The organism is Ruegeria sp. ABV4_181 (assembly GCF_056158465.1).
Map to the genome: position 1 here is coordinate 435653 of NZ_JBSWTI010000002.1, position 15877 is coordinate 451529.

The 15877-nt window shown below is 61.6% G+C and carries 13 protein-coding genes; 5 read left to right on the forward strand and 8 right to left on the reverse strand.

What is annotated here, in order from left to right; genetic code table 11:
• Positions 1 to 138: 138 nt before the first annotated feature.
• Complete coding sequence (leuB, locus tag ACXAC3_RS02250) at positions 139 to 1242, forward strand: 3-isopropylmalate dehydrogenase (protein ID WP_475155469.1); 1104 nt, start codon at positions 139 to 141, stop codon at positions 1240 to 1242.
• A 61-nt stretch (positions 1243 to 1303) separates the two neighbouring features.
• On the opposite strand, the gene ACXAC3_RS02255 is transcribed toward leuB, so the two are convergent.
• Complete coding sequence (locus ACXAC3_RS02255) at positions 1304 to 3487, reverse strand: transglycosylase domain-containing protein (protein ID WP_475155474.1); 2184 nt, start codon at positions 3485 to 3487, stop codon at positions 1304 to 1306.
• Between the two features lie 259 nt (positions 3488 to 3746).
• On the opposite strand from ACXAC3_RS02255, the gene ACXAC3_RS02260 reads away from it, so the two are divergent.
• Together ACXAC3_RS02260 and ACXAC3_RS02265 are read left to right on the forward strand one after the other, a co-directional pair.
• Positions 3747 to 4085, forward strand: coding sequence for a P-II family nitrogen regulator (locus tag ACXAC3_RS02260; RefSeq protein WP_475155480.1), 339 nt, complete (start codon positions 3747 to 3749; stop codon positions 4083 to 4085).
• A 33-nt stretch (positions 4086 to 4118) separates the two neighbouring features.
• Positions 4119 to 5444 (forward strand): ammonium transporter, encoded by a 1326-nt coding sequence (locus ACXAC3_RS02265; protein ID WP_475155484.1) that lies wholly within the window; start codon positions 4119 to 4121, stop codon positions 5442 to 5444.
• 63 nt (positions 5445 to 5507) lie between these two features.
• Here the strand turns inward: ACXAC3_RS02265 and ACXAC3_RS02270 are convergent, their stop codons facing one another.
• The 4 genes from ACXAC3_RS02270 to ACXAC3_RS02285 all read right to left on the reverse strand — a co-directional run bounded on the left by ACXAC3_RS02270 (position 5508) and on the right by ACXAC3_RS02285 (position 8489).
• Complete coding sequence (locus tag ACXAC3_RS02270) at positions 5508 to 6692, reverse strand: amino acid aminotransferase (RefSeq protein ID WP_475155488.1); 1185 nt, start codon at positions 6690 to 6692, stop codon at positions 5508 to 5510.
• Positions 6692 to 7546, reverse strand: coding sequence for a 3-mercaptopyruvate sulfurtransferase (sseA, locus tag ACXAC3_RS02275; protein WP_475155492.1), 855 nt, complete (start codon positions 7544 to 7546; stop codon positions 6692 to 6694). The genes ACXAC3_RS02270 and sseA overlap by 1 nt, the downstream gene beginning before the upstream one ends.
• An 80-nt stretch (positions 7547 to 7626) precedes the next feature.
• Positions 7627 to 7896 carry a CBU_0592 family membrane protein gene (locus tag ACXAC3_RS02280; protein ID WP_475155498.1) on the reverse strand — a complete coding sequence of 90 codons (270 nt, stop codon included), beginning with the start codon at positions 7894 to 7896 and terminating at the stop codon, positions 7627 to 7629.
• A 29-nt stretch (positions 7897 to 7925) separates the two neighbouring features.
• On the reverse strand, positions 7926 to 8489 hold the full coding sequence (locus ACXAC3_RS02285) for a helix-turn-helix domain-containing protein (protein ID WP_475155503.1): 564 nt from the start codon (positions 8487 to 8489) through the stop codon (positions 7926 to 7928).
• Between the two features lie 106 nt (positions 8490 to 8595).
• On the opposite strand from ACXAC3_RS02285, the gene ilvD reads away from it, so the two are divergent.
• Positions 8596 to 10428 carry a dihydroxy-acid dehydratase gene (gene ilvD / locus ACXAC3_RS02290; protein WP_475155508.1) on the forward strand — a complete coding sequence of 611 codons (1833 nt, stop codon included), beginning with the start codon at positions 8596 to 8598 and terminating at the stop codon, positions 10426 to 10428.
• Positions 10429 to 10628: 200 nt separating this feature from the next.
• On the opposite strand, the gene ACXAC3_RS02295 is transcribed toward ilvD, so the two are convergent.
• Positions 10629 to 11447 carry a sulfotransferase family protein gene (locus ACXAC3_RS02295; protein ID WP_475155514.1) on the reverse strand — a complete coding sequence of 273 codons (819 nt, stop codon included), beginning with the start codon at positions 11445 to 11447 and terminating at the stop codon, positions 10629 to 10631.
• A 142-nt stretch (positions 11448 to 11589) separates the two neighbouring features.
• On the opposite strand from ACXAC3_RS02295, the gene ACXAC3_RS02300 reads away from it, so the two are divergent.
• Positions 11590 to 13167: a DUF5928 domain-containing protein gene (locus ACXAC3_RS02300; RefSeq protein WP_475155520.1), complete on the forward strand. Its 1578-nt coding sequence runs from the start codon at positions 11590 to 11592 to the stop codon at positions 13165 to 13167.
• A 36-nt stretch (positions 13168 to 13203) separates the two neighbouring features.
• Here the strand turns inward: ACXAC3_RS02300 and amaB are convergent, their stop codons facing one another.
• Positions 13204 to 14700, reverse strand: a complete 1497-nt coding sequence (amaB, locus tag ACXAC3_RS02305) for an L-piperidine-6-carboxylate dehydrogenase (protein ID WP_475155525.1) — start codon at positions 14698 to 14700, stop codon at positions 13204 to 13206.
• 18 nt (positions 14701 to 14718) lie between these two features.
• Positions 14719 to 15825 carry a saccharopine dehydrogenase family protein gene (locus ACXAC3_RS02310; RefSeq protein WP_475155531.1) on the reverse strand — a complete coding sequence of 369 codons (1107 nt, stop codon included), beginning with the start codon at positions 15823 to 15825 and terminating at the stop codon, positions 14719 to 14721.
• Between the last annotated feature and the right edge of the window lie 52 nt (positions 15826 to 15877).

Here is a 15877-nt window from a genome sequence, read left to right on the forward strand (position 1 = left end):
ATACCCGGGCACCAGATGCCTGTTTCTGCGGGGAAACCGGAATTCACGCCATGAACCAGCGATTTGGGTGGTTCGTCTCATTGACCCGATGCGGTACAGGCGCTAGGGCCATTGCGACGAAACGCAAGGAGATCCTTCATGTCCAACCCCTCGCTCCTCATCCTGCCCGGAGATGGAATTGGCCCCGAAGTCATGGCCGAAGTGCGCCGCGTAATCGACTGGTTCGGCGCGAACCGCGGTCTGAAATTCGACGTGAGCGAGGATCTGGTGGGCGGTGCGGCCTATGACGCCCATGGCAAGCCTTTGTCGGATGAGACCATGGCCAAGGCGCAAGAGGTGGACGCGGTTCTGCTGGGTGCCGTGGGTGGCCCGAAATACGACGATCTGGATTTCAGCCTCAAGCCCGAGCGCGGCCTGCTACGCCTGCGCAAGGAAATGGATCTCTATTCCAACCTGCGCCCGGCCCAGTGCTTTGACGCGCTGGCCGATTTCTCGTCGCTGAAAAAGGACATCGTGGCCGGTCTGGACATCATGATCGTGCGCGAGCTGACCTCGGGCGTCTATTTCGGCGAGCCGCGCGGCATTTTCGAAGAAGGCAACGAACGCGTCGGCGTCAACACCCAGCGCTATTCCGAATCCGAAATCGAACGCGCCGCGCGTTCGGCCTTTGAACTGGCGATGCGCCGGAACAAGAAGGTCTGTTCGATGGAAAAGGCCAACGTGATGGAATCAGGCATCCTGTGGCGCGAGGTCATGGACCGCGTGGCGCAGGATTATCCCGAGGTCGAGCTGATCCACATGTATGCCGACAACGGCGCGATGCAGCTGGTTCGCGCGCCCAAGCAGTTCGACGTGATCGTCACCGACAACCTGTTCGGCGATATCCTGTCCGACTGCGCCGCGATGCTGACCGGCTCGCTGGGCATGCTGCCGTCGGCCAGCCTGGGCGCGCCGATGGCCAATGGCCGCCCCAAGGCGATGTATGAACCGGTCCACGGCTCGGCACCCGACATCGCCGGTCAGGGCAAAGCCAACCCGATCGCCTGTATCCTCAGCTTTGCCATGGCGCTGCGTTACAGCTTCGATCAGGGGGCCGAGGCCGACCGCCTGGAGGCCGCCATTGAAAAGGTTCTGGCCGATGGCGTCCGAACCGGCGACCTGCTGGCAGATGAAGGGGTTCAGCCGGTTTCGACCACGGAAATGGGCGACGCCATTCTGGCGGCGCTGGACGAAAGCCTCTGATCAGGCGTCACGTCTGGTCAGGAAAGGCGGTGCCCGGTGCACCGCCTTTTTCTTTGGCGCATCAGTTGCCGAAGATATTGTTCAGCAGGTTGTTGATGGCCCTGTCCAGACCAGTCTGTTGTTTGCGGCGCTGTTGCCGGGGCTGCGCCGTCTGCACCGGCGGTTCCGGCGCGATCATCGGCAGCGGTGTCGGTGTCATCCCGTCGGTCACGCGAAGCATGGTTTCTTTCCAGATCTCTGCCGGCAGACCACCGCCGGTCACGCCGGACAGCGGTGTGTTGTCGTCATAGCCCATCCAGACACCGGCCACGTAATCCGCCGTAAAGCCGATGAACCACGCATCCCGTGCGGCCTGGGTCGTGCCGGTCTTGCCCGCCACCTGCCAGCCAGGCAGTTTGGCCCGCCCGCCTGTGCCTTCGGAGACCACGCGCTGCATCATCCAGGTGAGCTGCTTGGCAGCGGCATCGTTGATCACCCGCTCACCAATGCCCGAGCTGGTCACCATCATTGGCGTGTCATCGCCCAGCAGTTTCAGTTCGGACAGGCCATAAGGTTCCACGGATGATCCGCCGTTCAGGATTCCGGCGTATGCCCCCGTCATCTCGATCAGCGTGCTTTCAGACGCGCCCAGTGCCAGCGCCGGCCCTTCGGCCAGATCGCTTTCGATACCGAATTCGCTGGCCACCGTACGCACATTGTCCAGACCGGCCACCTCGGCCACTTTGACCGCGGGGATATTCAGCGAGTTCTTCAGCGCATCCGCCAGCGTCACCCGGCCATAGAACTTGTTGGTATAGTTCTTGGGGCACCACTGGCCCGATCCGGGGATGTTGACGCAATAGGGTTCATCCACAACGATATCCAGCGGGGAATAGCCCAGCTCCAGCGCGGTGGCATAGACGAAGGGCTTGAACGAGGACCCGGTCTGCCGCAGCGCCTGCGTGGCGCGGTTGAACGCGCCCGATACGCGGGTCTTGCGCCCGCCGACCATCGCCCGCACCGCGCCGTCCGCTGACATCACCACAATCGCCGCCTGCGCTTTGGAGCCTTCGCGCACCTTTTCTTCAAAGATATACCGCAGCGCGTCTTCGGCGGATTTTTGGATGCGCTGATCCAGCGTCGTGCGGATCACCACGTCATCCGTGGTGTCCGTCCCAAAGAAACTGGGCAGTTCGGTTATGACCCAATCGGCGAAATACCCCCCAGCCCGCGCCGCCGCGGCCTCGGACAGCTGCGCCGGGTTGCTGCGGGCGCTGCTGGCCTGCGAGGCGGTCAGGTAATCCTGCGCCTCCATCAAACCGATCACCAGCCGCGCGCGGTCCTGCGAGCGTTGCAGGTTGTTCGTGGGCGCATACCGTGTGGGCGCCACCAGCAGACCGGCCAGCATCGCGGCCTGCGCCGGGTTCACCTCGGCGGCCGAAATTCCAAAGTAACGCTGGCTTGCGGCTTCGAACCCGCGCGCACCCGCGCCCAGGAACGCGCGGTTCAGATAGATGGTCAGGATCTCGTCCTTGGAGTATTTGACCTCCATCGCCATCGCATAGACCGCCTCGCGGGCCTTGCGCCACAGCGACCCCTGCCGGCAATCAGCCTCATAGGCGGCCTCGGACTCCCACTCACCGGGCACGTATGGCACGCCAAGGCACAACAGCTTGGCTGTCTGCTGGGTAATGGTTGACCCGCCATGGCCTGACAGGGGGCCGCGCCCCTCGCTCAGGTTGATGCGCACAGCGCTGGCGACCCCCCGGGGACTGACGCCGAAATGGCGGTAGAACCGCTTGTCCTCGGTGGCGACCACGGCGTTTTTCAGATGCGGTGAGACGGTATCGGCGGTGATCACGCCGCCAAACTGATCGCCGCGCCAGGCAAAGACCTTGCCATCCCGGTCCAGCAACGTGACCGACCCGCGCGCGCGCCCATCCAGCAGGGCATCGACATCGGGCAGCGTGGTATAGACAACCCCCACCGCCAGCGCGAGCAACATGGCAACCACAGCGCCCACGCGCCAGGTCACACCCCAGACCAATCGCCAGACCCAGCGGAACAGCCGACGGAAAAACCCGCCGCCACCGCCAGAGGATTTGCGCCGTGTCTTGCGTGTGGTTTTGCGCGTCGTCGTTTTGCGCGCCGCGGCCTTTTTGCCGGCGGGTTTTGCCGAACGCTTGTTCGCCGTGGGTTTGCGCCCCTTCGACGGGTATCTTTTGTCCGCGACAAGCGGTGTCTTGCGGCGCCTGGACTCAGTCATGCTCAAACTCTGCCCGGTTGTCATTTTCAGGCACCATACCCTGCCACACCAGTGAAGTAGAGGTATGAAATTCCGGAAACCCACCTCTTCAAAGCGCCCAAAATTTAATCAACTGCTGCAATCTGTGCAAAAATTGTGCACCCGACCCCGGATTTCCCCAAAGTTTCCCTGCGACAGCCGTTCCTTACTACGGTCAGGCGCGCTCTTTTTCTGCAAGTGCAAACAAGCCGGGCAGACCGGAGTAGCAGAGGGGACCAACGTGAAACTGATCATTGCGACAATCAAGCCGTACAAGCTCGAGGAGGTGCGCCAGGCACTGACCGAAGCGGGCGTGCGCGGCATGATGGTGACCGAAATCAAGGGCTTCGGCTCGCAATCGGGTCACACGGAAATCTATCGCGGCGCCGAATATGCCGTGAATTTCGTGCCCAAGATCAAACTGGAAATCGTGGTGCCTGCCGCGATGGCCGACCAGATCGTCGAGACCATCACCAAAACAGCCAAAACCGGCAAGATCGGCGACGGCAAGATTTTCGTCCTCGATGTCGAGCAGGCTCTGCGCGTGCGGACCGGGGAAACGAACGAAGAGGCGCTGTAAGCGCCGTCACTCACAATCATTCGAGGAAGTCACATGAACCTGATGAAATCTCTCATCCCTGCCGCCGCGATCGTCGCGCTGCCGCAGATGGGCCTGGCGCAAGAGGCCGCTGCCGGCGAAACCGCGCAGCACACGCAATATATCCTGACCTCGCTGCTGTTTCTGGTCGGCGGTTTTCTGGTGTTCTGGATGGCCGCCGGCTTTGCCATGCTCGAAGCCGGGCTGGTGCGGTCGAAGAACGTGGCCATGCAGCTGATCAAGAATATGGGCCTGTTTTCCTTTGCCGCCATTATGTACTGGCTGGTCGGCTTTAACCTGATGTATCCCGGCGATGGCTGGACCATCACCGGCATCCTTGGCGCCTTCTCGCCCACGTCGCTGGAACCGGTCGGTCTGGACGGGGTCGAAACTGATCTGTCCTACGCCTCTGTCGGGTCGGACTTTTTCTTTCAGCTGATGTTCTGCGCCACCACCGCCTCGATCGTGTCGGGCACCGTTGCCGAGCGGATCAAACTGTGGCCCTTCTTCATCTTCGTGATCGTCCTGACCGGCGTCATCTATCCGATTGAAGCGTCCTGGCAGTGGGGCGGCGGTTGGCTGTCCGAGATGGGCTTCAGCGATTTCGCAGGCTCGACCCTGGTGCATGCCGCAGGCGGCTTCGCAGCGCTGGCAGGTGCCATCGTGCTGGGTCCGCGGATCGGCAAGTACAACAAGGACGGCAAGGTTGTTCCGATCCCCGGTTCGAACCTGGCGCTGGCCACTCTGGGTACATTCATCCTGTGGCTGGGCTGGTTCGGTTTCAACGGCGGCTCGCAGCTGGCTATGGGCACCATCGGCGATGTGGCCGATATCAGCCGCATCTTCGCCAACACCAACATGGCCGCAGCCGCCGGTGCCGTCGCCGCCCTGATCCTGACGCAGGTGATGTTCGGCAAGGTGGACCTGACCATGGTTCTGAACGGCGCGCTGGCCGGTCTGGTGTCAATCACCGCAGAACCGCTGGCCCCGTCGCTGTTTCAGGCGCTGATCATTGGTGCCATCGGCGGCGTGATCGTGGTGCTGACCGTGCCGATGCTGGACCGGATGAAGATCGACGACGTGGTCGGTGCCATCCCGGTTCACCTGATTGCGGGGTTCTGGGGCACCTTCATCGTCGCCTGGACCAATGGCGATGCGTCCTTCGTGACCCAGATCATCGGCTTCGCGGCCATCGGTATCTTCGTCTTCGTGGTCAGCTTCATCCTCTTCTCGATCCTCAAGGCCACCGTTGGCCTGCGGGTTGGCGAGGAAGAAGAGATCAACGGCCTGGATATGGGTGAGTTGGGGATGGAAGCCTATCCCGAGTTCTCGAAGGGCTGATCCGAGACCCTTGAAAATGAAAACCCGGGCAAAACTGCCCGGGTTTTTTTGTTGTCAAGTGGATCACACGCCGACGTCGATTATCGCCTTCGCCAGAATCGGTACTGTGGCCGCATTCAAACCGGCGATGTTCAGGCGGCTGTCGCCGACCATGTAGATACCGTGATCGGCGCGCAGCTTCTCAACCAGTTCCGGTGCCGCTCCCAGACGCGAGAACATGCCGCGGTGTTGCGCGATGAAACCAAATCGGTCCGATCCGCTCAGGCGCTGCAACTCGTCGGCCAGTTGCTGACGCAGGCCCAGCATGGACAGGCGGACCTCTTCCAGTTCGGCGGCCCAGTCAGCGCGCAGCGCGTCGTCATTCAGGATTGTGGTCACAACCCGTGCGCCGTGATCGGGCGGGAAGGAATAGTTCTGGCGGTTCAGGAAAGCCAGCGTCGCCTGATTCAGCGCCGTTTGCGCGGCGTCGTCGCTGACCGCCATCAACAGGCCCGTGCGTTCGCGATACACCCCGAAATTCTTCGAACACGATGCCGCGATCAGGCAACGCTTGACGGACGAGGCGACCAGACGGACCGCCTGCGCGTCTTCTTCCAGACCGTCGCCAAAGCCCTGATAGGCGATGTCGATCATCGCCACGAGGCCACGGCTGTTGATCAGATTCACGACCTCCTGCCATTGCACCATGTTCAGGTTGGCGCCGGTCGGGTTGTGACAGCAACCATGCAGCAGAACCACGTCGCCCGGATTGGCGGTCTTGAGGTCCTCGACCATGCCGTCGAAATCGACGCCACGGGTTTCGCCGTCGAAATAACGGTACTGGACCGTCTCCATCCCCAGATAGTTCAGGATCGACAGGTGGTTCGGCCAGGTCGGGTTCGATACGAAAACACGCGCCGAAGGGTTGGCCATGCGGATCATCTCGAACGCCTGACGGCAGGCACCGGTGCCGCCCGGCGTGGCCACGGCGGCGATGTTGCCGCGCGGCACAGCATTGCCAAGGATCAGCCCGATCATCGCGTCGGCATAGGCCGGATCACCGGCCAGGCCGGTATACGCCTTGCTGTCCTGTTCTTCCCAGATACGCTGTTCGGCGGCCTTGACGGCGCGCATCACCGGGGTGATGCCCTCGGCGTTCTTATAGACGCCCACGCCCAGATCGATCTTCTGATCGCGCGGGTCTTCGCGGTACATCTGCATCAGCGCCAGTATCTTGTCGGCGGGCTGCGGTTTGAGATTTTCGAACATCAGGTCTCTCCGGTTGCGACGGGCAGGGTCGGGAAGGCACCCCATTCGGCCCAGGAGCCGTCATAAAGCGAGTGGTCTTTCTTGCCCATGCGTTCAAGCGCAAGGCTGAGGATCGCGGCGGTCACGCCCGACCCACAGGATGTGATCGCGGGTTTCGACAGGTCGACACCGGCAGCCTCAAACACGGCGCGGCATTCGTCGGGGGATTTCATCGTCCCGTTCTTGTTCAGCAGAGTCCCGAAGGGCACATTGCGCGAGCCCGGAATGCGGCCGGAACGCAACCCTTCGCGTGGTTCGGCCTCGGTTCCAGCGAACCGGGCGGCGGACCGCGCATCGATGATTTCGTGATCGGCCAGCTTGGCGGCGGCCGAGACCTGCGTGACATCGCGAACCAGATGGTTCTGGACCCGCACGGTCATGTGGCGATCGCGGATAACCGGGGGCAGATCCTCGGTCTCGCGCCCTTCGGCCTGCCATTTCGGCAAGCCGCCATCCAGAACGGCGATGTTGTCCTGCCCCATCAGCCGGAACAGCCACCAGACGCGCGCCGCCGACATCAGCCCGGCACCGTCATAGACCACCACCTGATGGCCGTCCCCCACGCCCATCGCCCGCAGCCGCGACATAAATTTCTCGACCGGGGGTGCCATGTGCGGCAGGTCCGAACGGTGATCCGAGATCTCGTCGATATCAAAGAACCGCGCGCCGGGGATATGGCCCGCGTCATACTCGGCCCTGGCGTCGCGCCGCTGTTGCGGCAGGTACCAGGACCCGTCCAGTATCCGCAGGTCCGGGTCATTGAGATGGGCCGCAAGCCATTCGGTTGAAACGAGGGTTTTCGGATCGTCCTGCATCAAAGCCTCCCCAAAGCGAGCTTGGTTTGTCCCTATACGCGCGTGCATTGGGGTTCAAGGCTGGATGGGGCGTTGCCCGCCTAACGCGCGCGCCTGAGCCGGAAAAACTGAACAATCCCGATCACACTGATCAATATCCAGAAGGATTCGATCAGCATCGACGCCAGATTGAAGTTCTGAAGCAGCGAATAGACGATCAGCACCGACCCGGCCAGATTCAGCACCGGAAAGGCCAGATCCTCGGAATTCATCATCCGCATCTGCGTCGCGAAATAGGCGGCCACGACGACCATGGCCCCAAAGGACCCGATGCCATCCGCCAGAGTCAGGCTACCCAGAAAAGCGGTCATGGCGTGTCCCTTTCGTTCAAATTCCGGCCTCAGCCAATCGCGGCCAGCGCATCAAGCTGTGCGTAATGATGCATGTTCAGGAACGCCGCGCCCTGATCGCCTGCGCGGTAGCCATGCGGCAGGTCCGCCGCAAACCGCAGCCCCTGCCCGGCCTGCAACGGCACCCATTCCCCATCCCGTAAGATCTCAAGCGATCCGTGCAGGACAAAGACCTCTTCCGTCACGCCAGCGGCATGTGCGGCGGATTCGTGGCTCTGGTTCGGGGCAAGATCGACGTGAAAGGTTTCGGCCCGCAATGCCGGGTCGAAGGGAAAGACGATCTTGACCTCGATACTGCCAGGAAAAGTCACCGTTCGGAACACGTCGGGCGTGGCAGCATCGCGCAGCGAGGCAGGCCCGATCAGAGCGCTCAGCGGCAGTTGGAATCCCTTGGCGATCTTCCACAGGGTCGCGATGGTCGGACTGGATTCACCACGTTCGATCTGGCCCAGCATGGCTTTGCTGACGCCGGTCATTTCGGCCACTTTGGACAGGCTCAGCCCCGCGGCCGCCCGCACATCCCGTAGTTTCAGCGTAATTTCATCCGGTGCCATCGTATTGCCCTGCGAATCCTCTTGTGCGTTATAGCGCACATGTGATACGTGCGCTATAACGTACGCAACCCGCATATCGCAACCGCGGCAATAGGGAAACAGCATCATGCCAATGTACCGATCCAGAACCTCCACCCATGGCCGCAACATGGCCGGTGCCCGCGGCCTGTGGCGCGCCACCGGCATGACCGAGAGCGATTTCGGCAAGCCGATCATCGCCATCGTCAACTCGTTCACCCAGTTCGTGCCCGGGCACGTGCACCTGAAGGATCTGGGCCAGATGGTCGCGCGCGAGGTCGAGGCTGCGGGCGGCGTTGCGAAAGAGTTCAACACCATCGCGGTGGATGACGGCATCGCCATGGGGCATGACGGGATGCTGTATTCGCTGCCGTCGCGCGAGGTGATCGCGGATTCGGTGGAATATATGGTTAACGCCCATTGCGCCGATGCGATGGTCTGTATCTCGAACTGCGACAAGATCACCCCCGGGATGCTGATGGCGGCGATGCGCCTGAACATCCCGGCGATCTTTGTCTCGGGCGGTCCGATGGAAGCGGGCAAGATCGACATTGCCGATCTGGACGTCAAGAAAATCGACCTGGTCGACGCGATGGTCGCTGCCGCCGATGATCACTATACCGATGAGCAGGTGAAACACATCGAGGAAAACGCCTGTCCCACCTGCGGGTCGTGTTCGGGCATGTTCACCGCCAACTCGATGAACTGTCTGGCCGAGGCGCTGGGCCTGGCGCTGCCGGGCAATGGGTCTACGCTGGCAACACATGCGGACCGCAAAGAACTGTTCCTTGAAGCCGGTCGTCGGATCGTCGAAATCACCAAACGCCATTACGATTTGAACGAAAAAGGATTTCTGCCGCGCGAGATCGCGACGTTCGAAGCCTTTGAAAACGCCATGAGTCTGGATATCGCGATGGGCGGGTCGACCAATACGGTTCTGCACCTGCTGGCCATCGCGCATGAGGGCGAGGTGCATTTCACCATGACCGACATGGATCGCCTCAGCCGCAAGGTTCCGTGCCTGTGTAAGGTCGCGCCCAACACCGAAAACGTGCATATGGAGGACGTCCACCGCGCCGGAGGCATTTTCTCGATTCTGGGTGAACTCAGCCGCGCCGGGCTTCTGCACGATGATTGCAGCACCGTGCACTCGGCCACCATGGGCGAGGCGATTGCCAACTGGGACATCAAGGTGGCCAACAATCCAAAGGCGCAGGACCTCTTCAAGGCCGCCCCCGGCGGCGTGCGCACGACACAGGCGTTCAGCCAGTCGAACCGGTACAAGGAACTGGATATCGACCGGGAAGGCGGCGTGATCCGGTCGAAAGAGCATGCCTTCAGCCAGGATGGCGGTCTGGCGGTGCTGTTCGGCAACATCGCGCGCGACGGTTGCATCGTGAAAACGGCCGGTGTGGATGAGAACATCCTGACATTCACCGGGACGGCCTATGTCTGCGAAAGCCAGGATCAGGCGGTCAACGACATCCTGACCGGCAAGGTTGCTGCGGGTGACGTGGTGGTGATCCGTTACGAAGGTCCGCGCGGCGGGCCGGGCATGCAGGAGATGCTGTATCCGACCTCGTATCTGAAATCGAAAGGTCTGGGCAAAGCCTGTGCGCTGCTGACCGATGGGCGTTTCTCGGGCGGCACCTCTGGCCTGTCAATCGGCCACGTATCGCCAGAGGCCGCCGAAGGCGGTGAGATTGGTCTGGTGCGTCAGGGCGACAGGATCGAGATCGATATTCCCAACCGCTCCATCCATCTGGCCGTCTCCGACGAGGAACTGGCGGCGCGGCGCGAGGAGCAGGACGAAAAGGGCTGGGAACCGGTCCTGCCGCGCAAGCGCAAAGTGTCTACCGCGCTCAGGGCCTATGCCAAGCTGACCACAAGCGCGGCGAAAGGGGCCGTGCGTCAGGTCTGAGCCAACAGGTAAGGCGCGCCCGGATGTAAGGCGGCTTTGTCCGGCACCGGAACGCTCCCGCGCCCGAAACGCACCATCGGCTGCGCCGATGCCACGTTCGGTCTTGGGCCCGGCGCCGCGCGCAGCGCGGCGCCGGGCCCAACCAGAGGAGATGTCTCGTCAGAGACATTGACGATGGGCGGGAGGATCCGGCTTGTGCCTCAGTCGCCCAGTTTGGCGTGAACCTCGTCCAGATCAATTTCACCAACCGGCATCTTGTTGGCCGGGTTCTCGAAATCATATCTGAACAGTTCGAAATCCTGTTTGTAGATCTCGTAGATCAGGTGCATCGACAGGTCGTCGAAATAATCCTCGACCGGATGCGCACGTTTGGGGCCGTGACCCTCGGATTCGTTGAACCTGGGTATCCCGGTCAGGTCCACGGCATGCGGCGGGTTCAGATTGTCCAGAACGCCCTGCATCCCGTCATTGAACTTCTCTGTCCAGAAAATCCGGTCATAGCGACCGCCATTAACGATGAAAGTGGACACATGCCCTGACATGGCCGACCAGTGAATATCGGGGTCCATCGGTCTGCGCCAGCGGATCGTGTCGCGCGCAAACAGCAGGAACCGGCGGAAACTGGCGATCTGGTCGAACTCGCCCTTGCCGTCCTCGCCGCCCACTTCGATCCCGTAATTGTAAATCAGCGTTGGCACCAGGTTGCCGCGATATCGCTTGCCGTTGCGCTGAATGCCGCAGATCTTGTCAAAGAACGAGCTGAGCACCCGGGTGTAGGGGTTGCGCACGCAGGTAAAGGAATAGGATGCGTGATTGCGCACGTTGGCGGAAATCCGCGACTGGCTGGCGTCAAACGCCCATTTGTGCATCCCGTCCGTGGCGTCGTGAATGTCACCGTCAAAAAATCGGCCGTGATCCGAGAAATACATGATCTGACCGATGGTCGAGCAGGCGCATTTCGGCACGACACGGTAAACCATGCTTTCACTTTCGGTCATCCAAGTCCCTGGAAAACCCATCTGCTGTGCCTCCTCAACAGGTCAGAACCTGCCACGCTCGCCCGCTTTTGTTGCTAAAGAACCAAAAATATTCTGTTTATTCAATCGCTCATCCTCAGTATCACGGAAGGAAGCAGGCAGAAACGGGTATCATAACGACACTATGGCAAGGATTGCCTACATTCTTCTGTGCCATAAGGACCCTGACGCGATCATCGCGCAGGCCGAGCAGCTGACCGCCGCCGGGGACTGCATGGCCATCCATTTCGACGCACGCGCCAGCGCGGTGGCCTTTGATCGTATCCGGTCCGCCCTGAAGGACAATCCGAACGTGACCTTTGCCGCGCAGCGCATCAAATGCGGCTGGGGCGAATGGTCACTGGTTCAGGCGACCCTCTATGCCCTGCAGGCGGCTGTCGACGCGTTTCCCCGCGCCACGCATTTCTACATGCTGTCGGGCGATTGCATGGCCATCAAAACCGCCGAATACGCCCATTGGTTTCTGGACGAGAACGACAAGGATTTTGTCGAAAGCCACGACTTTTTCGCCAGCAACTGGATCAAGACCGGCATGAAGGAAGACCGGCTGATCTATCGCCACTATTTCAACGAACGCACGCAGGGCAGGCTGTTCTATGCCTCCTATGAGATGCAGAAGCGCTTTGGCCTGAAACGCGACATCCCGGCGGATCTTCAGATTATGATCGGCAGCCAGTGGTGGTGTCTGCGCCGCCGCACGGTTGAGATGATCCTGGAGCTTTTGCAGCAACGCCCGGATGTGATCCGGTTCTTCTCGACCACCTGGATCCCGGATGAGACCTTCTTTCAGACGCTCGTGCGCCACCTGATCCCGAAACAAGAGATCGAAAACCGGACCCCCACTTTCCTGATGTTCTCGGATTACGGGATGCCGGTGACGTTCTACAACGACCATTACGACATGCTTCTGGGTCAGGATTACCTGTTTGCCCGCAAGATCAGCCCCGAGGCGCATGAGCTGAAGGACCGGCTGGGCAGGCTTTACGCCAGCGAGGGGGTCGAGTTTCAGATCTCGGACGAAGGGCGGAACCTTTATAGTTTTCTGGCCGGGCGCGGGCGTGTCGGGCGCCGCTTTGGGCAAAGGTTTTGGGAGGCCGGCAACACCCTGGGCCCCGAGCGCGAGATTTTCCTGATCGCCTGCAAAAAATGGCACGTTGCCAAACGTCTGGTCGATCAGATCGTATCCGAGACCGACATTCCCTGCGTCGAATACCTGTTCAACGAAGAGGAAACCGCCCTGCCCGATCTCGGCGGGATCGAGACGACGCTGATCAAGCGCTCGCGTCACCGGCGCGCCGTGGTGCGCATGTTGTTCGACAGTTTCGAAACCGACCAGCTGGTGATCTGCGTTGACCCGGCCAATCTGGATATCATTCAGGATTTCTGTGCCGATCAGGCCAGGACCCATGTTCTGGAAATCGAATGCGAATATTCCGACGATTACCTGATCGGACACGCGCGCCGGGTCGGTCTGGCGGGTGAGCACAGCCCGACGGAAACCGTGGCACGTCTGGTGCCGACGCTGCGCAATTCGCTGGCGCATGAATCCGAGCTGATCCGGGGGGCCGGTTTTGACGGGTATCTGCGAATTCGGGAATCCAACCCGCGCGCGGAAAACGAAGCGGCGGTGGCCGCGTTTCTGGGCGTTTCGCAAGACAAGGCTCAGGCCGTCATGCGGCTGGACTACCTGTTCGCGGACTGACCCGGCGACCCCGTTCAGGGCCGCCGGATCACATGATCAGATGTCGAATTTGACGCCCTGCGCCAAAGGCAGTTCGGCCGAGTAATTCACCGTGTTCGTCTGACGGCGCATATAAGCCTTCCACGCGTCCGAGCCGCTTTCGCGCCCGCCGCCGGTTTCCTTCTCACCGCCGAACGCACCGCCGATCTCGGCCCCCGAGGGTCCGATATTGACGTTGGCGATACCGCAATCCGACCCGGCTGCGGTCAGGAACTGTTCGGCCTCGCGCATGTTCAGGGTGAACACGCAGGAGGACAGACCCTGCGGCACGTCGTTCTGGATATCCAGCGCATCGTCGAAATCGTCGTACCCCATGACATAGAGGATCGGCGCAAAGGTTTCGGTTTTCACCACGGCGGTCTGACCGGGCATTTCGACAATGGCAGGCTCCATATAGACGCCGGCGGGCACGTTTTCGGTTACACGATTGCCGCCATGCACGGTGCCGCCTTCGGCCTTGGCGGCCGCCAGCGCGGCCGTCATCGCCGCGCCCGAGGCTTCGTCCACCAGCGGGCCGACCAATGTGCCATCGGCCAGCGGGTTGCCGATGGGCAGACCGGCATAGGCTTTCCTGAGGCGGCCCACCAGTTCCTCGCGGATCGAATTGTGCACGATCAGGCGGCGCAGCGTGGTGCAGCGCTGACCGGCGGTGCCGACCGCGGAAAACACGATGGCGCGCACCGCCATTTCCAGGTCCGCCGAGGGACCGACGATCATCGCGTTATTGCCGCCCAGTTCCAGAATGCACTTGCCGAACCGCTGCGCCACGATGGGGGCAACGGCGCGCCCCATGCGGGTGGACCCGGTGGCGGAAATCACCGGGACATCCTCGCTCGCGACCAGCGCCTGACCCAGCGCCGCGTCCCCGATCAGGGTCTGCAACAGCCCGTCGGGCGCGTCACCGAACCGCGCCAGCGCACGTTCAAAGATTTTCTGGCAGGCCATCGCCGTCAGCGGCGTCTTTTCGGACGGTTTCCAGATCACCGGATCGCCGCAGACCAACGCCAGCGCCGCATTCCACGACCAGACAGCGACGGGGAAGTTGAAGGCCGAGATCACGCCGACCGGACCTGCCGGATGCCAGGTTTCCATCATCCGGTGACCGGGACGTTCAGACGCGATGGTCAGGCCATAAAGCTGGCGCGACAGGCCCACGGCAAAGTCGCAGATGTCGATCATCTCCTGCACTTCGCCTAGACCTTCGGAGGTGATCTTGCCAGCCTCCCAACTGACCAGAGCGCCCAGATCGTCCTTGGCGGCGCGCAGTTCCTCGCCCAGCAGGCGGATCAACTCGCCCCGGCGCGGCGCCGGCACCACGCGCCACGCCTTGAACGCGGCCCTGGCGCGGGCAAAGACGGCGTCCATTTCTGCCAGCGGCGTTTCATGCACCTCGGCCAGCAGGCTGCCGTCGATCGGAGAGGTCACCCTGAGCGTGCCGCCGGTCAGATCGGCAGCCTCAAGATCCAGATTTGCCAGGGTTGTTTGCGCAGTCATAACGATGTCTTTCATATCTCAGGCCGCCTTGTTCTGTTCGGTTACGTCACCGGCGCGATAGAGCCGGCCAAATTCGGTGTTGAGGAAATCGGCAAGCTTCACCTGCTCCTGCCGCACGAACCCTGTGGTGGGCAGCGCCCCCGTCCGCATCAGGTCCACCACGCCCAGAACGCCCGCAGCGGTGGTGACCTGAATGGCGCTCCAGACCTGTCCGTTGAGGGTGCGGGCAAAGCTCTTGTTGATCAGGGATTTCTCGCGCAGTGTGCCGTCGATCATGCCCTTGGCGGTGCAATAGACCAGCACAACGTCCTGATCGGTGCGCGGCAGCGCGGTTTCAAAGATGTCCTTCAACAGATCGCGGCGATGTTCCAGCCCCAGGTCCTTGAGCAGCAGTTTCAGGATATCGCAATGGCCGGGATAGCGGATCGAGCGATAAGACACCGCCCGCGCCTTGCCGTCCAGCGTTTCAGGCAAGGTGCCCAACCCGCCCGAGGTGTTGAAACATTCATATTCCACCCCGTCATGGCCCAGCAGCTCGTAATCCTCCAGCGGCGCGGTCTTGACGCGCTCGCCGTTCACGATGGCGTCGCAGGGGTTGCAGTATTCGTTGATCAGCCCGTCGGTGGACCAGGTCAGGTTGTATTTCAGCGCGTTGGTCGGATAGAGCGGCAGCGCCCCCACCCGCATATGCAGGCTGTCCAGCTCATCAAACTCCGCCGCCAGCGACGCGCCGGCGATGCCGACAAAACCCGGTGCCAGACCGCATTGCGGCATGAATGCCGTTCCGCTGTCCTGCGCCAGATCGCGTACGGCGTTGGTGGCCGCGACATCTTCGGTCAGATCGAAATAATGGGCACCTGCCGTCTTGGCGGCTCTGGCAATCTTCGGCGTCAGAAAGAACGGTGCCGCCGAGATGACCGCATCGAATCCAGTCAGCGCCTGGGTCAGATCCGCCGCGTCATCCACATCAATTTGCCGGGTTGCAATTCCCTGCCGGTTCAGCACCGACAGCGCCGCCAGATCCCGATCGGCCACAGTGACCGAATAGTTGGACGATGATTGCAGCAGGGTGGCGATCATCTGACCGATCTTGCCTGCTCCGATAACACATATATTCCAGCTCAAAACGCGCCTCCTCTTTCGTTTCACGCGTCTCGGGGCCTTGCTGAGTCGGGTT